The sequence below is a fragment of the Streptomyces sp. NPDC057486 genome (assembly GCF_042802415.1).
Classification (GTDB): Bacteria; Actinomycetota; Actinomycetes; order Streptomycetales; family Streptomycetaceae; genus Streptomyces; species Streptomyces yanii.
Genome location: NZ_JBHVEE010000109.1, coordinates 1 through 21,340, shown reverse-complemented (window position 1 = coordinate 21,340; position 21,340 = coordinate 1). Strand labels below are relative to the sequence as shown.

Sequence of the window (21,340 nt, the reverse complement as noted above, 5' to 3'; positions counted from 1 at the left end):
CTGATGTGTGGTCAGATGACGGCGATGCAGTCGATCTCGACGAGCGAGTTGCCGGGGATGCCCCCGGCGGCGGCGATGGTGGTGCGCACGCCGGGCGCGGCGCCCCAGCGGCCGCGGAAGACCTCGTTCATGCCCTCGTAGTCGTCCAGCGAGTTGAGGTAGACGTTGACCTTCAGCACCTTCTCCATGGAGGAGCCGACAGACTCCAGGTAGCGCTGGACCTCGTTGAGGACGTGGTCGGTGTGGGCGCGGATGTCGCCCTCGAAGTGCGCGCCGATGCCCGAGATGAACACCATGCCGCCGTACGTGACAATTGGGCTGAACAGCGGGTTCTCCGGCGGGGTGCCGCCGTTCGGGTAGTGCACCTCCTTGTGCGGCCGGCGGCTGCTCTGAGTGTCGGCGGCCGCCGCGGGGGCGGCGCCCGCCACGACCGGTACCGCGACGGCGGCGGCCACTACTGGGGTCTTGCGGATGAAGTCCCGTCGGTTCGAGGACACACTTCCTCCAGTGCTGATACGGGGGAGGGGATGTTCAGTGCACGACATGCGGGGGGTGGGTGCCGCCGGTCAGGACTGACGGGTGGCGGTGAAGGACGCCCCGAGGTATTCACCCAGGCTGAGGTCGCCGCTGAAGCCGTCGCCGTCGACCGTGCCGGTGAAGGTGTAGTCGAGCGAGTCGCCGTGCTCCTCGCCGTAGCGGCTGCGCACGGACACCGTGGCGCCGCTCACGCTGCCGGTCGCTGGCCGGCTGACGAACTCGCCGCTGTGCGTGCCGGTGATCCGCGCGCCGTCCTGGCTCAGCTTCAGCTCGTGCGCGGTGGACGTGCCGGCCGCGTACGTGATCTTCAGCGCCCAGGTGCCGGTCGCGTCGACGGTGGGCGGCTTGGGTGGTTCGGGCGCCGCCGGAGGGTTCTTGAGCAGCTTGACGACCTCGTCGGCGATGGTCTTCTCGTTGCCGGGCTCCAGCATGTACGGCGTGATGGAGAGGCCGGTCTGGCCGCCGCTGCTCGCGGCGTTGACGGCGATACGCGGCGCGCCGTTGTACAGCGTGTCCACGATGGTCTGGCCCGCGACGCCGAGCTTCGCGGCGTTCCAGAGGATCCGCAGGGACGGGGTCCGGTTGGACAGTCCCTCAGGCTGGAGGATCTCCGAGCTCACGCCGTCCACCACGGAGACCCGGCGGGAGATGGTCTTCAGCCACGAGGTCCAGGTTGCGTACTCGGCCTCGTGGTCGCGCTGCACCCACATCTCCACGGCGGCGAGCATCCCCATCGCCTCTTCCTTGCCCACCTTGAACCCACGGGCCCAGCCGTGGTGCGGTGCGCTGTGTACCCAGGCGGCCCGCACCAGGTCCTCGCGACCGAGCAGGATCCCGGCCGACTGCGGCCCGCGCAGCGCCTTGCCGCCGCTGTACGCCACGAGGTCGGCGCCCCGCTCCAGGTGGACGTTGGGGATGGTGAGGATCTCTGCGGCGGCGTCGACCAGCACCGGCACGTTCGCGGCGTGCGCGATGTCGCAGATGGTCTTGGTGTCGAGTTCGCTCTTATCGACGCGGGGCATGGCCATGATGTAGACGAGCGCGGTCTGCGGTCCGAGCGCCGCCTTCAGTTCCTCGCGGGTGTCCACCTCGACGACCTTGAGCCCGGTGGCACTGATCGCCGCCTCGTACACGTTCCGGGAGTGCCTCGGGATGATCGCCTCGGTCTTCCGGAAGCCGGTCAGATCCGGCAGTTGTACGTGCAGATCGGGGTTGCCGCCTGCCACGCACGCCGCGGCTGCGTGTCCCAGCGCGGCGGAGCAGCCGGAGCTGACCAGCCCGAACTCGGACTGGGTCAGCTCCCCGAGCCGCTTGCCGATGGCGTCGGCGAGTTCGTCCAGCTGGACGTACTCCCGTGCCGCCTTGTCGATCGCGTTCCGTACTTCGGGCAGCATCAGCGAGCCGCTCAGGACGGTGAACGTGCCGCGTCCGTTGATCAGCGGACGTACGCCGATCGCCGCATAGTCGGTCTTCGCCGCCTGTGCCGCGGCGGCGCCGGCCGGTGTGGCGTTGTCGGCCGCCACCGCCGTGTTGCCGAGCAGCGGGCCCAGGGTGAGCGCGCCGGCCGTGGCTGCTCCGCCGCCGAGTATTGCTCTTCGGGATATTCCTTCAGTCTGCATCCGGGCCCCAGTCGATTCGGTTTTTGTTGGTGCGTCATACGGTAGGGAGGGCTGGGGCGGGCGTTAAGCGCGTGGCTCGTATGGCCGTATTCGGAACCCGGATGAACCCAGGTCGTTTGAGAGTGAACGGAAGAATTGCGTACCGGATATTCGGTTTCGATAATCGGAAAGTTTCCGAACCTCGATTCTTCAGCAGTTGTGATTGCCTGACCCGGCTGTCGATTCGCCCTGTTTGTCCCGCTTGGTGGCAGGTGGGGCCTTCGTGTGTCGCTGCGGCTGCGCCGGGGTTCCACGGCACCTGGAGGTCGTACGCTCCATTTGGTCCCGTCGGGTTGATGGATTAGTCGTCAGGTGACGGCGGGCAGGGCGGTCAGCCGGTTCCAGCAGGTGGTGAACGCGGTTACCAGGGCCAGGTGGTCTCGATGCGTAGGAAGAGGCGGCGTGCGTGGTCGACGAGGCGGGCGGGCAGGTGGTGAGGTGGAAACGCATGGTGGCCGGCTCGGCGTAGGCCAGGTCGTAGATGTCGTGCAGGGTCAGCGGCCGTAGCCATGCATCCAGGTCGGCGGGGGGTTGGCGGCGAGCATTCATCCGCGGTTGACTTCCCACGACTGTGAGGGCCGGTTGCCCAGTCCCGTGGCCCTGTTGGTGCGTACCCGGTCTTTCACGCCGGCGTGGGAGCGGTGCAGTACGTCCAGGAACTGGGCGTGGGCCGAGACGGCGATGCCCCACATGTGGCAGATGTTGGTCGCGGTGATGCAGTAGCGCCAGCCGGTCTGCTTCTCGAACGCGGTCAGTTTCTTCAGATGCCGATGGGTCGGTCTGACGCGGCGCACGATCAGTCGCATACCCCCGGCCGACCCCCGCGGGTTTTCAGCCCGGTCAGTTCCGCGACGAAGTAGCCCTCCTGCAGGCTGCCGTCCTGGTGCAGGGAGGTTTCCCAGGCGGCCTCACGATGGCCTTCTCGTCGTCCTCGGTGATCTTCCAGTCAGCGATGTAGCGGACCGTGCACCGCAGGTCAACGGCACCTTTCTGTTGTCGGGGCGTCGGCCATCCCAATTCCGCTGAATACCCGGGGCTAATGCATCGATCGGTGCAGCTTTGTCGTGCCAACGGGGATGTCCGACACCTCGATCTCGCGCAGGAGGGTGCGGGCCGGCGGGGTCAGCGGGCTGGTGGTGCTCCAGTGCACCCCGACGCGACGGCCGCAGGGGACGTCGAGGAGGCGGGCCACCACGCCGTTCGTGTCGGCGGTGGCGACCGCCAACAGGTTGGTGACGCCGACGCCGAGGCCGCTGCGGACCAGGGAGATGAGGGTCTGCGGCTGGTTCGTGGCCTGGACGGCGTTCGGCTCCAGACCGCGCTCGCGGAAGGCGCGATAGGTCTCGAAGCCCATCGCCTCCGGCGAACCGAGCCGGCCGATGGTGATGACCGGGTACTCGGCGACGTCAGCCACAGGCAGCGGCTCCGGCAGCCGGGCCAGGGGGTGGTCCGGGCGGTGCACCACGATCAGGCCCTCCCGCCACAGCGGGCGGCACTCGACCGACGGGCCGGCCGGCGGCGCCATGGGCCGCAGACAGATGTTCACCTCGCCAGCGGCCAGCGCCCCGTCGAGCTCCAGCGTGGAGCGCTCCACCAGGATCACCTTGATCGCTGGGCGGGTCCGCGCCATCCGCTCCAGTAACTGGGGTACGAACGCCACACTGGCGCTGGGATAGCTGCCCAGCGTCACCACCCCGCGGGCCTCACCGCGGAAGCCGGCCATGGCGGCCTCCGCGCCTGCCAGCTGCCGCAGGAGCGTACGGGCGTGCTCGGCGAGCACCGCGCCCGCGTCGGTGAGCGACACGGGCCGGCGATCCCGGTCGAACAGCGGCACGCCCGCCTCCCGCTCCAGGGCGGCGACATGCACGCTCACCCGGGGCTGGGAACGGTGGATGACCTCTGCTGCGGCGCTGAAACTTCCGGTGTCGACGACGGTGAGGAACGAGACGAGCCATTCGAGACGCAGATCGGTGCGGAGCATGCCTCCCGTCTACCGCCACGCCCAACGGCGGACAATCCCGGTCCTGGTTTCGGATGGGGGCCGATCCGCATTCCGAATAGCCGTATACCTGTCCAGCCGCATAACCGTGTGCTTTACGCCCGTTGGCCTGCTCACCGCCCTGGTGTGTGGGTGCCCATGCCCATGCCCGTGGCGGGACCGGGTCGGGTGGGCGGTGGTCGGTGATCAGGCCGCCGACGGTGAGGAGCAGCGCGGCGACCGAGCTGGCGTTGTGCAGTACGGTGCGTGTCACGCGTACAAGATCCAGTACCCTCGCAGCGACCAGGTTCGCGGTACGCGCGGGCCGTCGCGTCCCAGCGTGTCCCTCGCGCAGCCACGCGACCGTCGCAGCGACATGCCCGTCGTCCGCCCCGGAGTTGGCCGCGATCCGGTGCAGCGGTGCCGCCAGTGCCCAGCGGACCGCGAGCGCGCCGGTGCGCTCGTCCCCGGTGAGGCCGAGCCCGTTGTCGAGCACATCCGCCGCCCGGGCGAGGGCCGTGCCGCCGCCCGGCATGACGCCTTCGGCCAGTGCCGCCCGGGCCGCCGCCACGGCACCGGTGATCCGCTGGGCGCGCTCCGGGTCCGTCGCCCGGCCCACTCGCAGGACGCAGACGCCGTCGGCCAGCCGGGCGAGACGCCGCTCGATCACCTCGCGCTCCCAAGTGTCGGCGGTGGTGCGCCGGGCGTGTTCGAGATGGGCGATCCTGCCCGGTACGCATCGTCCAGTACGGCCTCGCCGCGCTCCGCGTGGGTGACCATGAACGGGCTGAGTAGCTTCGCGCCGAGGCACATTACCTCCGCGAACTCCAGCTCCACACCCACCACATGGGCCTCCTCCACGGAGACCGAGCCATGGTCGCCCGCCTTGGCGCACGCCCTGCCGACCAGGTTGCCGTACTCCCCGTCCCCGGCCGCGGCGGTTGCCACCACGGCCGCGGCCACCGCGCCGGACACCGGCCGGGCCGCGTCGTCGAGGTGCCCGGCGACGGCCTGAACCGTGCCCGCACGCCCCGTACGAGCGCCATCGGATCCGCTCCCCGCGCCGATCGAGCATCCCGGCGACGACCAGCGCCTGCGTCAGGACGAGCGTGGTCGTGCCGCCGTCGCCCGCGTCCGCGCGGGTGCGCTCGGCGGCCCGGCGGGCCAGCGAGGCGCCAAGGTTCGCGTACGGGGCGGCGAGCCGGACCACCGCCGCCACAGCGGCGCGCCGTCGCCTCGTCGGGATTGCGGGACATCCACTGGCAGAGCTTGGGTACAGCGGGAACGAGCAGGCGGTTGAACGTTGTTCACGTCAGAGGAATCAGCGATATCGGATATGCCGGAACCCCTTCTTGTGTCAGGACTCGCTCTTCGGTGCCTCGATGTGCTTGATCCAGTACCAGCGGGCCAGCTCGTCCACGCCCGCCGGTGCCACGCCCCGCAGGTGCACGACGTGGCCGTCGGTGCCCGCGATGCGGCCGTGCAGCTGAAGGCGCAGGATGTGATAGCGCTCCGGCGCGAAGCCGAGCTCCACGTCGACCGGGAAGCGGCCGCGGTCGTCGCGGGCCGCGCCGACGCCGGGGCCGACCTTGCCCTGGGCCTGCACGCTCAGCCAGATCTGGTAGGCGAGCACGATTGCGATCAATACGGCGATCTTGCGGAGCGTCGGGCTCTTCGCGGCCCGGCGCGGCAGCGAGCTCTTAGGCGGCATCGTGCCCACCCTTCACGTCCTTGCCCGCCACGCCTCCGGTCGCTGTGTCCTCGTCCACCGCCAGCAGTTCGTTGACCCGGTTCGCGATGTGGCGGAATTCCGGGAGCTCCGCCGTGTCCTGCCAGCGGCGTGGCCGGGGCAGCGTCACGTTCACGATCTCCCGCACCCTGCTGGGCCGCCGGGACAGCACCACGATGCGGTCGGAGAGGAACACTGCCTCGTCGACGTCATGAGTGACGAAGAAGACCGTCGGCCTGCGGGTCTCGAAGATCCCCGTCAGGTCCTCCTGGAGCTTGCGACGGGTCTGCGCGTCGATGCTGGCGAACGGCTCGTCCATGAGCATCACGGCCGGCTCGTTGGCCAGCACCCGCGCCACACCGAGCCGCTGCTGCATACCGCCGGACAACTCGTGCGGATACCGGTGCGCGAAGCCGTTCAGGCCGACCAGCTCAAGGAACTCCCGCGCCCTGGCGTTGCGTTCGGCGCGCGGCACGCCGCGCATGCGCAGCCCGAAGGCCACGTTTCCCAGCACCGTCTTCCACGGGAACAGCGCGTGGCTCTGGAACACCACCCCGCGGTCCGGCCCCGGCCCGTCGACCGGGCGGCCGTCGACGACAACCGTGCCGCCGGACTGCCGTACGAAACCGGCGACGATGTTCAGCACGGTCGTCTTGCCGCAGCCGCTGGGGCCCAGGACGGAGACGAACTCGCCCTCCTTCACCGCGAAGGATACCTCGTCGATGGCCGTGACCTCCTCACCGCTGTAGGTGTCCGTGTAGGCCTTGTGCAGCCGGTCGATCTCCAGCGCGGTCATCCGTCCGCCTCCAACGTGCGTACCATCCCCCAGCGTTCGACGGTCGCCCGCTCGAACGGGGCCAGAATCAGGGCGTCGAGCGCGTACCAGAGCGTGCCGAGCACGACCATGCCCAGGAACACCTGGCTGATGTCGCCGACCCGGCGGGCGTCGAACATCATGAAGCCGACACCGCTCGTGCCGACGATGATCTCGGCGGCCACCAGGGCCCGCCAGCCGTAGCCGAGCCCGGTGCGGACACCTCCGGCCACCGACGGCAGCGCCCCGGGCACGATCACCTCCAGGAACACCCGCCAGCGGCCGGCGCCCAGGCTGCGCGCCGCCCGCACAAGCTCGCGCGGCACCTGCTCGACACCGGCGACGACGCTGAGCATCAGCGGGAAGACGATCGTGTAGACGAGGACGAACGTCACCGCGGTGAGGCTGAAGCCGAACCACACGATGACGATCGGCAGCCACGCGATGTCCGCGACGGCCTGGAAGAACAGCAGGATCGGCCAGAAGGCGCGGCGCACCACCCGGATCATCGCCACCGCGAAGCCCAGCGGGAGCCCGATGAGCAGGCCGAAGCCGACGCCATAGCACAGCCGGGTGAGCGAGTCCGAGAGATAGCCGGGCAGGATGCCCTTCTCAAGCAGCTCGCCCATCTTGTCCACCACGGTGGGCGGGCCGACGAAGAACGACTCGGGGAACACCTCCAGCGCGTCCAGCAGCCACCACAAGGCGACCACCGGCACGAACGGCCCCAGCGTGCGGAACGTGCCGCTGCGCAGGCACCGGTGCCACACCCACCACGCAAGTCCCCGGCCGGCTCCCGGCCCGCGCCGGCCAGAGCCGCGCGCCGTGCGCCTGCCGTCGGTCGGAACAGCGGTCGAAGTCATGAGTCACCCGCTCCCGTCATCCCCCAGCGCTCGACCGTGCGCCGCTCCAGCGGCGCCAGCAGCAGCCGGTCCATCAGCAGCCAGAGCACGCCGATGATCACCATCGACGCGATGATCACGTCGGTCCGGAAGTACTTCTGCGCCTGGAACAGGGCGTATCCGAGGCCCGCGTCGCTCGCGATGATCTCGGCCGCCACCAGACCGCGCCAGCCGTAGCCCAGGCCTACCCGCAGCCCGGTGACGATGCTGGGCAGGGCGCCCGGCAGCAGGACCTCCCAGAACATCCGCAGCCGGCTGGTGCCCATGCTGCGTGCGGCCCGCAGCAGTTGGGTGGGGATCTGCCGGACGCCGAGCATCGCGTTGTACGTGAGCGCGAAGAACATCGCGTTCCACACGATGAAGATCACGGCCCGGTCGCCGTAACCGAACCACAGCGTCGCGATCGGGATCCAGGCGATCCCGGCGAGCGCCACCGAGAACCGCAGCAGAGGCGAGAAGAACTCGGACAGCGCGCGGCTGGCCCCCAGCGCGATGCCGAAAGGCAGCGCGGTGACCAGCGCCAGCGCCATCCCGATGCCCATCCGCCGCAGGCTGGCGCCCAGATGGCGGAACAGGTCCCCGCTCGACCACAGATCGCCCAGCGCCCCGAGCACATCCGCGACCTGCGGGAAGACCCGCACCGGTACCCCTGACGCCGACACCGCGACGGCCCACACCGCCACGAGCCCCGCGAGCGGCCCGAAGAACCACAGCGCGCCCGCGGCGGTGGTCTGTAGGCCGCGCCGCCGCGGGAGCCGCTTCACGGTCGGAGCCGTCACGACGGGCACGCCTTCCCGGCCGCCGTGCGGTCGAAGGCGTAGCTGCTCTCGATCCTTGCGGACGCCGGCATCTCGGGGAGGTCCTCGAAGAGTTTCGCGTCGTCGGTCATCACCTTCAGGATCGGGCCGGGCTGGAAGTACTTGTTGACGTCGAAGCCAGCCTCGACGTTGCCCTGGGCGGCCAGCAGCTGGGCGAGGCTGTCCAGGGCGAGGTAGTTGCAGGCGGAGAAGCGCGGGTCGAGTTGCTTGACGTTGTGCTGCATCGCCTCCAGGGCCACGTCCGTCGGCGTGCCCGGCAGCCACCTGGTTGCCGCGTCGGCGGCCTTGTCCGGGTTCTGGCGCATCCACTGGTCCGTGGTCGCCCGTGCGGTGAGGAAGCGTTCCACGATGTCGGGGTGCTCCTCGGCGTACTCGGGCGTGGTGACGATGTAGCCGACGAACGGGATGTACTCGCCGCCGCGCAACACCTCCTTCGCGCCGTCCACCTGCTGCGTGATGGTGATCGGGAACGGGTCCCAGATGATGGCGACGTCGATGCCGCCGGTCTTGAGCGCCACCGCCATGTCCGGCGGCTCGGTGTTCACGATCTTGACATCGCCGGCCTTCAGCCCGGCCTTCTCCAGCAGCCCGAGCAGGTAGAGGTGGTTGATGGAGCCCTCGGAGACGCCGATGCGCTTGCCCCGCAGGGTCGTCAGATCCTTCCCGTCGACCCCGGACTTGCCGCTCGCCACCACGGCCATGGTGTCGTCGATGGAGCGCCGGCTGGCAGAACCGGTGTAGTTGCCCACCAGGGCCAGGTCGATGCCCTTCTGGGCGGCGGCGATGGCCGGCGTGCCGACCTGGACGAAGTCCACCTCGCCGGCCTGGAGCGCATTGAGCGCGTCCACTCCGGTCGGGTACGGGTCGGCGAGCTTCACATTGAGGTCCTGGTCATCGAAGTAGCCGGCCTCGACCCCGGTCGGCAGACCGATCTGGTCGATGGCCGAGACGTATCCCGCGGAGACCTCGGTCGGAGCCTTCGCGCTGCCGCCACCACCGGCGACGTCGTCGTCGACGGTGGATCCGCCGGAACACCCGGCGAGCAGCAGAACGAAGCCCGAGCAAGCCGTCACCGCGAGGCGGCGTTTCGAGCGCAACATGACTCATCTCCTGATCGATCTGGACGGTCGGACAGGGGGGCGGCCGCCGTCGAGCAGAGCCTCGACGGCGTCGCGGTGGGGGATCGGGGTGACCGCGCCGGGGCCGGTCGTGGTGAGCGCCGCCGCCACCGCCGCGTAACGGGCCGCCTCGGGCACGGAAGTGCCGTCCAGCAGCCGGGCGGCGAAGGCGCCGTCGAAGGTGTCGCCGGCCCCGGTGGGGTCGACCTGCCGCACGGGGTGCGGGGCGATGCGGGTGACCGTGCCCTCGTGGGCCAGCAGCGCGCCCTCGGCGCCCATCTTCAGCACCACGGTGGCCGGGCCCCGCCGTACGAAGGCGTCGAGCACTGCCTTGGGATCGTCCTCCCCGGTGAGGGCCCGGCCCTCGGTGAGGTTCGGCAGCGCGATGTCGCAGAGCTCGACGCCGCGCATGATCACGGCACGGGCGCGCTCGGCCGGCCAGAGGGCGGGCCTGAGGTTCGGGTCGTAGCTGACGAGCGTCCCGGCCCGGCGGGCCAGCTCCATCGCGTGAAAGCCCGCGTCGCAGGCCGACGGGCTGATCGCCTGAGTGATGCCGGTGAGGTGGAGGAGGCGGGCCCCGCGGACGGCGTCGGCCGGGATGTCCTGCGGGGCAAGCCGGCTGGCGGGGGAGTGGGCGCGGAAATACGTGAACCTGCTCTCCGACCCCGTACGGGAGTTGAAGTAGATGCCGGTCCGTCCGCCGGCCTCGCGCACGACGTGCTCGGTGCCCACCCCCTCCCGCTCCCACAGCCGCAGCAACGCCGTACCGAAGTCGTCGTCGCCGATCCGGGTGACATAGCCGGTACGGGCGCCGGAACGGGCCGCGGCGACGGCGAAGTTGGAGGTGTCACCGCCGTAGCCGAGGGTGAACGTGTCGTCGCCCTGGACCGGCCGGGCACCGCTGATCCGGGCGTTGAACTCGAGGAGCGGCTCACCCACCGCGAGGATGTCCACGGCTCAGATCCGGCCGTGCTTCTCGATGCCGCCGCGCAGCGAACCCGACTCGAGTATCAGCGCGGTCTGCTCCCGCTCCCGCCGTTCGATCTCCAGCGCCGCCCGAAGCACCTCGGCGACGCTGTCCGAGGGCACGCACACCACCCCGTCGGTGTCGGCGACGATGAGGTCACCGGGGCGTACGGCCACGCCGCCCATCTCCACCGGCTCGTTGAGGGACACCGTGCGGTAGCGGCCCACTGTGGTCGCGGGCACGCTGCCGCGGGCGTAGATGGGGAAGTCTGCGTAGTCGCGGCTGATTTCCTCGATGTCGCGAACACCTGCGTCGAGCACCGCGCCGGCGACCCGGTTGGCCACCGCCCCGGCCGACATCAGTCCGCCCCATACGGCCACGTCGGCGCCGCCGGCGGCGATGCAGACGACGCTGCCCGGTTCCGACTCGTCGATGGCACGCAACGCGTGGGCCGGCGGGGCCGGATCGGGCGACGGCACCTCAAGCACCGTGGCCGCCGGGCCGACGAGCCGGCCCGTGCCGGGGAGCATCTGCCGGATCCCACCGGACAGATAGCCGCGGCGACCGCTCAGTTCGACCGCGTCGGCCACTGAGGCGGTGGCGATGGAACGGAATGCGGTAATGGTGTCGGCGGAAAGCGTCGTGGTCATGTCGTGGCTCCGTTTCTCTGCAAGGCTTTCGGCAGGGCTTTCTGCGCCAGGCGCCGCATTCCGGAGGCGAATTTCTGTCAGGGCGTGACCAGTCCGGTGACGCGGCCAGGGAAACCGTAGAAGCGGGTTGTCGGAACGGTTAAGGCTGGAGCTCGTATGCGGGTATTCGACAAGCGGATGCCAGCGGCTATCCGGTGTAAGGCAAGATCGAGGGCAAGGACGCCGGTGAGGTCTCCGTCAGGTCCTCGCCTGTGTCCGGCTGTCCCTCAGCTGTGTCGGTCCGGTCTTCGGCCTCGTCCGGCCACGGCCACTGTGGTGGGGAGAGCCGGCTCAGGCAGTCCCGTACCGCCTCCACGGCGGGCGACGGACCCTCGCTCAGCCGCCACCAGGCGGCGACGACGCGCTCGCAGCCCGCGTCGGCGAGCGGGACCAGGCAGACGCCGTCGGTGTTGGCGGTGGTCATGGCGAGCGCGTTCGTGATGCCGACTCCCAGGCCGTGGCGGACCAGGGAGATCAGCGTCTGCGGCTGGTTGGTGCGTTCGCTGATCACGGGGTGCAGCCCGTGGTTCGCGAACGCGAGGTTGGTCTCGTACTGGCGGCTGTGGCCGTCGTCGCTCTCCCCGATGCTGATCACCGGCAGCCGGGCGACCTGAGCCAGCGTCACCTCCCTTATGCGGGCCAACGGATGGTCGGCGCGGAACACGGCGACGAGCGGCTCGCGCCACAGCACCTCGCTCGCCACCCGGTCGGAGTTGACCAGCGGATGCAACGGGCGTACGGCGAGGTCGACGCCGCCGTCCGCGAGCTGCGTGCCGAGCTCGAGGCTGGAGCCCTCGTGCAGTACCAGGCGCACCTGCGGATGGGTGGCCCGCAGCGCCTGTACCGCCCGCGGGTACAGGTACGTCGCGACGCTCGGATAGCAGCCCAGTCGCACCGTCCCGCACACCGCCCCCTCCGCCGTCTCGGCGAGCAGATCGAGTCGGCGGATGATCTCCTCGGCGTGCGGCAACAGTCCGCGCCCCTCGGGGGTGAGGATGGACGGCTGCACGGAGCGGTCCACCAGCCGCCAGCCCACCAGCCGCTCCAGGGCGGCGACATGGCTGCTGACCCGGGGCTGGGAGCGGTAGAGGGCCCGGGCGGCGGCGGAGAAGCTGCCGTGGCGCGCCACCGCCACGAAGCTCGCGATCCAGTCGATGCGGTAGTGGTGCACGCTGTTGAGGTCCATCGCTGTCCTCCGATCACCGAGATCGGCGAGAACGTTACCCTCGGCGCACCGATAGTTGAATGGTTCAGGTTGTTTCTCGTGAGGTTCCTGAGGCGCCATCAGCGAATGAACTGATCGGCATAGGTGGCCCCGAGACCGTTCTTCGCGTAGTGCGTCCGGCACATGTCGATCTTCGTGAAGGTGTCCTCGTAGCCGGTCTGCTCGCCGTTCTCGTCGACGTACGCCATGGCGCCGTTGATGTTGAAGAACGTGATCATCTCGGGGCAGTCCGCGGGCACCTCCAGCGTGTGGATCTCGCCGGGCGGCTCATAGACGAAGTGGCCGGTCTCGGCGACCCAATCGTGCTCGTGATACTGCCACTTGCCCTTGAGTACATAGCCGAGGACGACCCCCGGATGCCGATGCCGGGAGACGATGCCGGCGGCGGTCACCTTGAGCAGATTGCACCACTGCCCGGTCACGGTATTGAACAGCAGCGGGCGGAACCACACGTTCGGCGCCTGCGGCACCCAGACCCGGTCGTCGTCGGGTACGGCGGCCACGGCGATCTCCGGCGGTACGGCGGAGGAGGCGGGAATGATGACCATGGACATCGGTCCTTTCCGGGAATTCAGGGAGCGGGATTCGGCTCAGGCAGCCAGATATCCACCGTCCACCGCCAGCACGGCACCCGTGACGAATGCGGCGTCGGGGCCAGCGAGAAACGACACAGCGCCGACGATGTCCGCAGGCGTGCCCCAGCGGCCCATCGGCGTACGGTCGATGATGCGGCGGTTCGATTCGGCGCTCTCGTGCAGTTCGCGGGTCAGCCCGGTACGGATCCAGCCCGGTGCGACGGCGTTCACCCGGATCCCGTCGTCCGCCCAGGCCACCGCGAGGGACTTGGTCAGCTGCAGGACGCCGCCCTTGCTGGCGCTGTACGCCGGGACCCGGCCGCCGCCAAAGAAGCTCAGCATGGAAGCGATGTTGACGATGCAGCCGCCCGAGTCGGCCAGGGCCTTGCGGGCGGCGAGGCAGCTGCGCATGGTTCCGGTGAGGTTGACCCCGACCACGTCGGCGAACACCTCAGAGTCGAACTCCCGGCCCCGCGCGATGACGCCGGCGGCGTTGATGAGGACGTGCAGTTCCTCGAACGTGTCGAGGAAGGCACGCAGTTCGCTTTCCCGCCGGACGTCCAGGTCCACCGTCCGCACCTGGCCGGGCAGCTCGCGCCTGGCTCTCGCGGCGTCGAGTCCAGCGGCGATGACGTGGTCCCCGTCGGCGGCGAAGCGGCCTGCGATCGCGGCGCCGATCCCGCTGGTGCCGCCGATCACCACCACGGTCCGTCCCCCAGGCCCTGCCACGCGGTCATCGTGCACGGCCGTCTCCTCCAGTGTTCGGCTCGGATGCCATGGACCGATTGAACACAGGCGGGGCGACGGCCGTCAGTTCTCATCCGGGACGGGAATAAGGGCCATTCGAATGCCCCTGCGGCGCTGGCCGCGGCCGGCCGCTCCACGATCACCGGCATGCCGCAGCTGCGCTCTGCGCTCCCGGTCACCATGGACCTATGACGACGCCTGGCGGCATCAGCGGCGGGCTGCTACGCGCCCTGCTCCGCGGACAGGACGCCGCCGCTCGAAGGCGGGCAATTCCCTTACTGCTTTCAATGGAATTGATGAATACTCACCTGCACATCGCAGGCGTCACCGTCCGCCCCACCCGCGACTGGGCGGTGCAGCAGGCCCGGAACCTGGCCACCGATCGGGGCAGACGCATGGAGTCTTTGCGCCTTCTCCTCCGTGACCGCGACAGCAAGTACAGGCAGCTTTGCTGTCGGCGGGCGGCGCCCTGGTGCTCGCCCTCACCGGCCACACGGAGGCCACCCCTGCCGTGGCGGCCATCGGCTTCATCGGAGGAGCCGCCCCCCGTCACGATCAACATCATCAGCAAGCGCTGACGAGACCCGCCCCCGGAGAAAGTTCTCCGTCAGGATGCATCGCTGTACTCGTGGATGAGTCCGCCGAGGACATTGTGACGCTGGACGCGCTGCGCCGGGAACGGGATGACGTTCGGGTCGTCGGCAGGGGCTCGCAGTTGCAGGGCCCGGTGCGGCCTTCCGGAGTTGTAGCGCTCGGCGTACTCGGCGAGGACCTGCCGGGCGTGCTGCTCGTTGTAGATCAGGAGCCGATCGGTGCACTCGGCCCGGACGCTGCGAATGAATCTCTCGGCGTGGGCGTTCAGGCGTTGTCAACTTGTTCGGGGTGGGGGTGTCGAGGGCGTGGTGGGGCCGGGTGGAGGCCTGCCGGTCAGGCTGCCGCGGGCAGGCCGGCGATGCCGGTGATCTGCTCCCAGGTGGTGAAGCGGGCGGTCATCTCGGCGCGGTACTCGGACGCGGCCATCAGGTGTCGGCGGGGTCGGAAGTGGGGCGAGATCTGGCTGAAGGCGGCGAGGAACTTCTGGGCGGCGCGGCGTGAGCGGAAGTGCTTCATCGCGCGTTCGCGCTGCCTTGTCGGCTGGTGGGAGTTCTCGGCCCGGTTGTTCAGGCCCTTGTGGGAGCGGTGCTCGACCGAGCGCATCAGCTTGCGGTGGGCGACGCTGTAGGAGCGGAGCTTGTCGGTCACCAGCACCCGCGGTACCCGGCGCTGCTTCTTCATGAGCTTGGCCAGGAACCGCTTCGCGGCCTTCGCATCCCGCTTCGACTGCACGAGGATGTCCAGGACGTCGCCGTCCTGATCGACGGCCCGCCACAGGTAGTGCCGCACCCCGTTGATCTTGATGAAAACCTCGTCGAGGTGCCATTTGTCCCCGGCCCGCGGCCGGCGACGACGCAGCCCGGCCGCGTACCGGGGTCCAAAGTGCGCACACCACTGACGGATCGTCTCGTGGGAGACGGTGATCCCGCGGGCGAGCAGCAGTTCCTCGACCTCGCGGTAGCTGAGGGGGAAGCGGTGGTACAGCCACACCGCATGCGCGATGATCTCCGCCGGGAACCGGAACCCCTTGTACGACGGCGCCGCTCCGGTCTCCACGCTGCCCCTCCCCGACCCCGACAGGCCAACCCGAAGGTCATCCCGGCAGGGTCCACAACAACCTGACAACGCCTATCAGAGTTGTGCTGAGCATCTCGTACGGCACTGACCCCGATGGCACCAGTATCGAGGTCACCTACTTGGCAAAGGAATTGCGGTACGCGATCGGCGATGTGTGCAGGAATCGGGCGAAGTTGTGTCGCATGGAGGCGGGTGTACCGAAGCCGCTTTGTGCGGCCACCTCCTCAATCGACAACTGTGTGGATTCGAGGAGAGACTGAGCCCGGCGCAAGCGTTGCTCCCTCAGCCAGTGGCTGGGTTGGAGCCCATGCTCGCGCTGAAAGCGGCGGATGAGGGTTCGCTGGCTGATGTGCGCCCGGGCGGCCAGGTCCGCCAGCCTGAGCGGCTGGTGGAGGTTCTCCCTTGCCCATTCGAGAATGGGCCCCAGGCTGGAGTCCGTCTCGATCGGCACCGGCGCCGCGACAAACTGTGCTTGATCGGCCCCTCGGTGAGGAGCGACCACCAGACGTCGGGCGAGTTCGTTGACGACCGCGGCGCCGTGGTCACGGCGCACGAGTTCGAGGCACAGGTCGATGGCCGCTGCTGTCCCCGCTGACGTGAAGATGTTCCCCTCGGCCGTGTAGAGCACGGCCGCGTCGACCTGAACCAGAGGGAAACGTCGCGCGAGTTTGTCTGCGTACATCCAGTGCGTCGTGGCCCGTCTTCCGTCGAGGAGCCCCGCTGCGGCAAGGGCGAAGGCCCCCGAGCACAGTCCCACGACGCGGGCGCCGCGCTCAGCTACCGCCTTGAGTGCCCTGACGAGATCCTCGTCGGCCTCATCGTCCACGTCCGCACAGGCGGGGACGACGACAGTGTCAGCTTCCTCCAGCGCGTCCAACGTCGTGGCATCCGGGGTGAACCCACTGCCGACTCTCTCGCCGGGAACCGTGGCACACAGCGTGACTTCATAGGGCGGGTCAATCAGCTCGGGGCGGGGCATTCCGAAGATCTCGCAGGGTACGGCGATCTCGAACAAGGGGGCGTTCGGGGTGGTCACAACAGCGACGCGATGGGTGGCGTGTTTTTTGCGCACGCTGTCAATACTGCCACTTCCGGCTGTGACGCTCCTCGCGTTCACTGAGCTCGCACGCACAACCGGAGTCACCAGCCGACCCACCGCGGCCTGAGCACAGGCCGTCACACTCTGACGCACCGTCAGAAAACCACCTACCCAACAACGTGTCAGCGCCCAGGCGGGTGCCCGACGATCCTCAACGAGCTGGTGAACGTACGAGTTAACTGACATTCAGATTTCTTTGCAAGTCCTAGTCGACATCTTGACGATGGCATTTGCCTCCGGCGCATTCTTCCGCGGCCGGGGGCAGTCAAGTACAAAGGGAAGCCACTGTGCGAATAACCCGCTCCACCCGGAGCAGACCCGTCGCCGCCGTTGCGGCGACGGCCCTGGCCCTGATGGTGGGCATGACCGCGGGCCTGGACACCGCGAGCGCGACACCGGCGCCGACGCCGGACCCGTCCGGCGCCTCGCCGTTGCCGTCGGCCCAGCCGAAGGACGAGGTCACCCTGATCACCGGTGACCGGGTGATGGTGGACGCCCACGGCAAGGCGGCCGGCGTGCTGCCCGCCAAGGGCCGGACCTCCGTGCCCATGCAGATCAGCGAGATCGGCGGCCACACCTACGTGCTTCCGGCGGACGCCGACGCGATGCTCGCCGCGCACACCCTGGACATGAGCCTGTTCGACGTCACCGAACTGAGCAGGCCCGAGTACCGGGAACTGACGGGCGGTGGCGTGCCGATCATCGTCACCTACGGCAAGGACCACTACGCGAAGGCCAACACCAAGGCCCGCTCGGCCGCGCCGCAGTCGCTGCTCGCGGCGACCGACGCGCCCGTCCACCGGCTCGACGCGGTCCACGGGGAGGCCATGACCGTGCCGGCCGAGGACGCCTCGGCGGTATGGGCGTCGCTCACCCGCTCCGCCACCGCGCAGCTCCGCTCCTCCGCCGCAGGAGCTACGGGGGCCGCAGGGTCCGAGGCCGCCGCCCCGGGGCTGCAGGCCGCCGCCGGCGTGGCGAGCATCAGCCTGGACCGGGTGATGAGCGCCCAGCTGGACACCAGCGTTCCGCAGATCGGCGCCCCGGAGGCCTGGCAGGCGGGATATGACGGTACGGGGGTGCGAATAGCCGTACTCGACACGGGTATCGACACCAGCCACCCGGACCTGGAATCCAAGGTCGTCGCCGAGAAGAACTTCACGCCCTCGGTGGACGCGAAGGACCATCAGGGCCACGGTACGCACGTCGCCTCCACCGCCGCCGGAACCGGCGCGGCGTCGGACGGCCGCTACAAGGGCGTGGCGACGGGTGCCGAGCTGCTCAACGGCAAGGTGCTGGGCGACAGCGGCTCCGGCCTGGAGTCGGGGATCATCGAGGGCATGGAGTGGGCGGTCGAGCAGGGCGCCGACATCGTGAGCATGTCGCTCGGTTCACCGGACATCATCGGCCCGAACCCGCTCGAGGACGCCGTCAACAGGCTTTCCGACCAGGCGCTGTTCGTGATTGCCGCGGGCAACTCGGGCCCGAGCAGCAAGACTGTCGGCACGCCCGGCACCGCCCAGAGGGCGCTGACCGTCGGCGCGGTCGACAAGCAGGACGTCCTCGCCTCCTTCTCCTCCCGCGGTCCGCGGCTGGAGGACAGCGGGATCAAGCCCGATGTGACGGCGCCCGGGGTGGGCATCACCGCGGCGAACGCCGCGGGTACCCTGGCCGACAAGCCGCACCCGGCCCCCGGCTACGTCACGCTCGACGGCACGTCCATGGCCACCCCGCACGTCGCGGGTGCGGCGGCGCTGCTCGCCCAGCAGCACCCCGACTGGAGCGGTGCGCAGCTGAAGGCGGCGCTCATGGGCTCGGCCGAGCAGGGTGACTACACCGCGTACGAGCAGGGCAGCGGACGTGTCGACGTGGCACGGGCGGTCCGCCAGACCGTGATCTCCGAGCCGGGCTCGATCAACTTCGGCCGGGTGCGCTTTCCGCACACGGACGACGAACCGCTCACCAAGACGATCACCTACCGCAACAGTGGCACGCAGCCGGTGGCCCTCGACCTGTCCACCGACACCACGGGGCCTCAGGGTGTAGCACCCGAGGGCTTCTTCACCTTGAGCGCCGATCAGGTCACCGTGCCCGCGGGCGGCACGGCGTCGGTCGACGTCACCGCCGACACCCGGCTGGGAGGTGACACCACAGGCGCGTACACCGTCACCGTCACCGCGTCGGGCGATGGCCAGACCGTCCGCAGCCTGGGCGGTCTGGAACGCGAGGCGGAGGTCTACGACATTACCTTCGAGGCCACCGACCGGGACGGCAACAAGCCCGAGCCCCTGTTCTGGAACGCCTGGCTCACGGGCCTGGACAACAACAACTTCCAGCTCGTCACCGGGACCGACGGCATGGCGCAGATGCGCGTGCCCAAGGGCGACTACAACCTGGTCGGCAAGTTCTTCGTGGGGGGCTCCCCGGCCGACGGCTTCGACCTGCTCTCCGCTCCGAAGCTCAAGATCGACAAGGACATGACCATCGAGCTCGACGCGCGGCAGGCCAAGCCGCTCGAGCTGTCGCTGCCCGACCCGAACGCCAAGCACTACTCGACGATTCTCTACACGGCGGTGAAGGAGAACGGGACCGTCCGCACCAGTGGTCTCGGTCTGCTCCCGGACGCCACGGGCAGTATCGGCCTGGCGCAGATCGGCACTCCGCCGCCGGCGGACGAGGTGACCTCGTACCTGGTGTCGCGCTGGATCGACGGCAACACGGAGTTCCATATCGCGGACACCCACGAGGGGGGCTTCTACACCGGCCACACCCAGCATGTGACGTGGAAGGAGCTCGCGAAGCTGACGACGGACCTGGGAGGCTCGGCCGAGGGTGCTCAGGGCGCCGACTGGACGCTCCCCGCGGACGTTCCAGGGGCCGCGGCCGTGGGGTTCTTCTCCGGTCTGCCGAGCGACCGGACGGTCTACCTCCAGGGCGGCTACCGCTGGCAGCGCAGTTTCCGGCAGATCAACGGCACCACTGGCAAGGCACAGGCCGAGTACAGTGCCCCCGCCGCGGTGTACCGCGCCGGACAGAAGTACAGCGAGACGTTCAACAACGGCGCCTTCGGCCCCCTGCTGGGCGACAAGCCGGGTCTGGTCCGTGACGGTGACACCCTCACCGGCAGGATCACGCCCTTCGCCGACGGCGCGGGGCACAGCGGGAGCAGCCTGTACGACGCCGAGTCGGCGTCCACCACGCTCTACCGCGACGGCGAGAAGTACGCGACCTTTGACAACGTCCTGGACTCGGCCACCTTCCGGCTGCCGCCGGACAAGGCCAGGTACCGGCTCGTCACCACGGTCAGCCGTGCCAAGGCCGGTGTCTCCGCGACGAGTTCCACGGTCACCTGGGAGGCCGATTTCACCTCCGGCCACACAACCGGGGCCACGGCCGTTCCGGCGAGCGTGGTCCGGTACACGCCCAAGCTCGCCCTCGACTCCACGGCCACCGCGGGGAAGAGTCAGTCGGTACCGGTCACGGTCCAGGGCTCGTCCACGGACCAGGACCTGGCGACGCTGAAGGTGTCCGTCTCGTACGACGGCGGAAAGTCCTGGCAGCGGCTCGCGGTGCGAAACGGCAAGGTGACTGTGCATAATCCGGCCGCCGGAGGCTCGGTGTCCTTCCGGGCCGAGGTCCGGGACCGGCAGGACAACGCCTTCACCCAGACGATCACCGACGCTTACCGCACCAGGTGAGCGACGCCTACCCGCACCACGTGATCGGCGTCCACCGCACCATGTGACGGAGAGGTCCGCGCGGCAGGGCATGAGCCCGCCGCGCGGACCGGCGGGCGGTCGGGCTGCGTGCGACGCCGGCTCAGAAGCTCGTACCGCTCGGCGCGGGATCTTCGTCGGAGGGATCGTCCGGCACCTGGACGACGGTGACCAGCGTGGAGCCGTTGCGGGCACGCAAGTGGCGTTTCGGTAGCCGGGAGTTGACCGCCGTCGCAGCCGCGCCTGCCCTTGCCGAAATCTCATCCGCCCTGGTGGTAGCCGGTGTGCGGGATGTCGACCGTGGCCGCTCGCGCCGGCACCCTCACGTGGCTGTCGATCAGCGCGGCATGATGATCGACCGTGCTGCTGCGACTGGCCTACCTGGGCGTGACGAACGCATTCGCCTTGCTGCGCCTGCTGCCGATGAGCGCCCGGGGCAAGGACACGGAGATCCTTGCCCTGCGTCATCAGATCACGGTGCTGGAACGCCAACTCGGCAAGCAGAGGGTGCGGTTCACCCCGACCGACCGGGCGTTCCTGGCGGCGCTGCCGCATCGGCTGCCACGGCATGTGCTGCGCAGGATGCGGCTGCTGGCGCGCCCGGAGACGGTGATGCGATGGCATCGCGACCTGGTCGCACGCCGCCACGCGGCCCGGTCTCGGCCGAAGCGCCCGGGTCGGCCACGGACCGTGCACTCGATCAGAGCCCTGGTGCTGCGCCTGGCGCGCGAAAATCCCAGCTGGGGCTACAGGAGAGTGCACGGTGAGCTGCTCGTGCTGGGGATCAAGGTTGCCGCTTCCACGGTATGGGAGATCCTCAAGGATGCCGGGATCGACCCGGCGCCCGAACGGAGCTCCGGCACCTGGGGCGACTTCCTGCGCTCCCAGGCCGACGCCCTGCTGGCCTGCGACTTCTTCGAAACGGTCACCCTGCCCGGGGTGCGGCTATACGTGTTCGCGGTGATCAAGCACGCCAACCGCCGGGTCCGTATCCTGGGCGCCACCGCTCACCCGTCCGCGGCCTGGGTGGTCCAGGCCGCGAAGAACCTCGTCATGGACCTCGAGGACGCGGGCTGCCGAGCGCGGTTCTTGATCCGGGA

At 69.5% G+C, this 21,340-nt stretch carries 20 protein-coding genes and 1 pseudogene; 2 read left to right on the top strand and 19 right to left on the bottom strand.

The window, feature by feature from the left end; translation table 11 throughout:
* Positions 1-11 precede the first annotated feature (11 nt).
* From ACFU6I_RS35550 to ACFU6I_RS35460, 19 genes and pseudogenes are all read right to left on the bottom strand, one after another.
* The gene (locus ACFU6I_RS35550; protein ID WP_384374559.1) at positions 12-497 is read right to left on the bottom strand and encodes a RidA family protein; all 486 of its coding nucleotides are present in this window, start codon (positions 495-497) and stop codon (positions 12-14) included.
* A 69-nt stretch (positions 498-566) separates the two neighbouring features.
* Positions 567-2,156 (bottom strand): aminotransferase class V-fold PLP-dependent enzyme, encoded by a 1,590-nt coding sequence (locus ACFU6I_RS35545; RefSeq protein ID WP_384374556.1) that lies wholly within the window; start codon positions 2,154-2,156, stop codon positions 567-569.
* Positions 2,157-2,740: 584 nt separating this feature from the next.
* Positions 2,741-2,989: a hypothetical protein gene (locus ACFU6I_RS35540; RefSeq protein ID WP_384374552.1), complete on the bottom strand. Its 249-nt coding sequence runs from the start codon at positions 2,987-2,989 to the stop codon at positions 2,741-2,743.
* Positions 2,990-3,231: 242 nt separating this feature from the next.
* Positions 3,232-4,176 (bottom strand): LysR family transcriptional regulator, encoded by a 945-nt coding sequence (locus ACFU6I_RS35535; RefSeq protein ID WP_384374549.1) that lies wholly within the window; start codon positions 4,174-4,176, stop codon positions 3,232-3,234.
* Between the two features lie 208 nt (positions 4,177-4,384).
* Positions 4,385-4,792, bottom strand: a pseudogene (locus ACFU6I_RS35530) (TCP-1/cpn60 chaperonin family protein); the annotation flags it as partial.
* 47 nt (positions 4,793-4,839) lie between these two features.
* Positions 4,840-5,124, bottom strand: coding sequence for a hypothetical protein (locus ACFU6I_RS35525; protein WP_384374546.1), 285 nt, complete (start codon positions 5,122-5,124; stop codon positions 4,840-4,842).
* A gap of 406 nt (positions 5,125-5,530) precedes the next feature.
* Positions 5,531-5,884: a hypothetical protein gene (locus tag ACFU6I_RS35520; protein ID WP_384040873.1), complete on the bottom strand. Its 354-nt coding sequence runs from the start codon at positions 5,882-5,884 to the stop codon at positions 5,531-5,533.
* Entirely contained in the window at positions 5,874-6,698 is an 825-nt protein-coding gene (locus ACFU6I_RS35515; RefSeq protein ID WP_384040876.1) for an ABC transporter ATP-binding protein, read from the bottom strand. Before ACFU6I_RS35515 ends, ACFU6I_RS35520 begins: the two co-directional genes overlap by 11 nt.
* On the bottom strand, positions 6,695-7,579 hold the full coding sequence (locus ACFU6I_RS35510; RefSeq protein ID WP_384374543.1) for an ABC transporter permease: 885 nt from the start codon (positions 7,577-7,579) through the stop codon (positions 6,695-6,697). The genes ACFU6I_RS35515 and ACFU6I_RS35510 overlap by 4 nt, the downstream gene beginning before the upstream one ends.
* The gene (locus ACFU6I_RS35505) at positions 7,576-8,397 is read right to left on the bottom strand and encodes an ABC transporter permease (RefSeq protein WP_384374539.1); all 822 of its coding nucleotides are present in this window, start codon (positions 8,395-8,397) and stop codon (positions 7,576-7,578) included. Before ACFU6I_RS35505 ends, ACFU6I_RS35510 begins: the two co-directional genes overlap by 4 nt.
* Positions 8,394-9,536 (bottom strand): ABC transporter substrate-binding protein, encoded by a 1,143-nt coding sequence (locus ACFU6I_RS35500; protein ID WP_384374536.1) that lies wholly within the window; start codon positions 9,534-9,536, stop codon positions 8,394-8,396. Before ACFU6I_RS35500 ends, ACFU6I_RS35505 begins: the two co-directional genes overlap by 4 nt.
* Positions 9,537-9,539: 3 nt before the next feature.
* Entirely contained in the window at positions 9,540-10,508 is a 969-nt protein-coding gene (locus tag ACFU6I_RS35495) for a sugar kinase (RefSeq protein ID WP_384374532.1), read from the bottom strand.
* 3 nt (positions 10,509-10,511) lie between these two features.
* Entirely contained in the window at positions 10,512-11,171 is a 660-nt protein-coding gene (locus tag ACFU6I_RS35490) for an RraA family protein (protein WP_384374529.1), read from the bottom strand.
* 187 nt (positions 11,172-11,358) lie between these two features.
* Positions 11,359-12,396, bottom strand: a complete 1,038-nt coding sequence (locus ACFU6I_RS35485; RefSeq protein ID WP_384374525.1) for a LysR family transcriptional regulator — start codon at positions 12,394-12,396, stop codon at positions 11,359-11,361.
* A gap of 98 nt (positions 12,397-12,494) precedes the next feature.
* The gene (locus tag ACFU6I_RS35480; protein ID WP_384374522.1) at positions 12,495-12,983 is read right to left on the bottom strand and encodes a 2,4'-dihydroxyacetophenone dioxygenase family protein; all 489 of its coding nucleotides are present in this window, start codon (positions 12,981-12,983) and stop codon (positions 12,495-12,497) included.
* Positions 12,984-13,025: 42 nt separating this feature from the next.
* Positions 13,026-13,754: an SDR family NAD(P)-dependent oxidoreductase gene (locus ACFU6I_RS35475; protein ID WP_384374519.1), complete on the bottom strand. Its 729-nt coding sequence runs from the start codon at positions 13,752-13,754 to the stop codon at positions 13,026-13,028.
* Positions 13,755-14,364: 610 nt separating this feature from the next.
* Positions 14,365-14,619 carry an integrase core domain-containing protein gene (locus ACFU6I_RS35470; RefSeq protein WP_384374594.1) on the bottom strand — a complete coding sequence of 85 codons (255 nt, stop codon included), beginning with the start codon at positions 14,617-14,619 and terminating at the stop codon, positions 14,365-14,367.
* Positions 14,620-14,684: 65 nt separating this feature from the next.
* A complete protein-coding gene (locus tag ACFU6I_RS35465) occupies positions 14,685-15,407 on the bottom strand; it encodes an IS6 family transposase (RefSeq protein ID WP_384374516.1) in 723 nt (240 codons plus the stop codon).
* A gap of 136 nt (positions 15,408-15,543) precedes the next feature.
* On the bottom strand, positions 15,544-16,500 hold the full coding sequence (locus ACFU6I_RS35460) for a GlxA family transcriptional regulator (RefSeq protein ID WP_384374512.1): 957 nt from the start codon (positions 16,498-16,500) through the stop codon (positions 15,544-15,546).
* A 314-nt stretch (positions 16,501-16,814) separates the two neighbouring features.
* On the opposite strand from ACFU6I_RS35460, the gene ACFU6I_RS35455 reads away from it, so the two are divergent.
* Together ACFU6I_RS35455 and ACFU6I_RS35450 are read left to right on the top strand one after the other, a co-directional pair.
* Positions 16,815-20,222 carry a S8 family serine peptidase gene (locus ACFU6I_RS35455; protein ID WP_384374509.1) on the top strand — a complete coding sequence of 1,136 codons (3,408 nt, stop codon included), beginning with the start codon at positions 16,815-16,817 and terminating at the stop codon, positions 20,220-20,222.
* A gap of 378 nt (positions 20,223-20,600) precedes the next feature.
* A partial coding sequence (locus tag ACFU6I_RS35450) for a helix-turn-helix domain-containing protein (RefSeq protein ID WP_384374506.1) occupies positions 20,601-21,340 on the top strand: 740 nt, incomplete at its 3' end.

Bases quoted from the DNA above. Each gene is read 5' to 3' on its own strand.
- ACFU6I_RS35545 (WP_384374556.1), bottom strand. From the start codon at position 2,156: ATGCAGACTGAAGGAATATCCCGAAGAGCAATACTCGGCGGCGGAGCA.
- ACFU6I_RS35535 (WP_384374549.1), bottom strand. From the start codon at position 4,176: ATGCTCCGCACCGATCTGCGTCTCGAATGGCTCGTCTCGTTCCTCACC.
- ACFU6I_RS35520 (WP_384040873.1), bottom strand. From the start codon at position 5,884: ATGCCGCCTAAGAGCTCGCTGCCGCGCCGGGCCGCGAAGAGCCCGACG.
- ACFU6I_RS35515 (WP_384040876.1), bottom strand. From the start codon at position 6,698: ATGACCGCGCTGGAGATCGACCGGCTGCACAAGGCCTACACGGACACC.
- ACFU6I_RS35510 (WP_384374543.1), bottom strand. From the start codon at position 7,579: ATGACTTCGACCGCTGTTCCGACCGACGGCAGGCGCACGGCGCGCGGC.
- ACFU6I_RS35500 (WP_384374536.1), bottom strand. From the start codon at position 9,536: ATGTTGCGCTCGAAACGCCGCCTCGCGGTGACGGCTTGCTCGGGCTTC.
- ACFU6I_RS35490 (WP_384374529.1), bottom strand. From the start codon at position 11,171: ATGACCACGACGCTTTCCGCCGACACCATTACCGCATTCCGTTCCATC.
- ACFU6I_RS35485 (WP_384374525.1), bottom strand. From the start codon at position 12,396: ATGGACCTCAACAGCGTGCACCACTACCGCATCGACTGGATCGCGAGC.
- ACFU6I_RS35480 (WP_384374522.1), bottom strand. From the start codon at position 12,983: ATGGTCATCATTCCCGCCTCCTCCGCCGTACCGCCGGAGATCGCCGTG.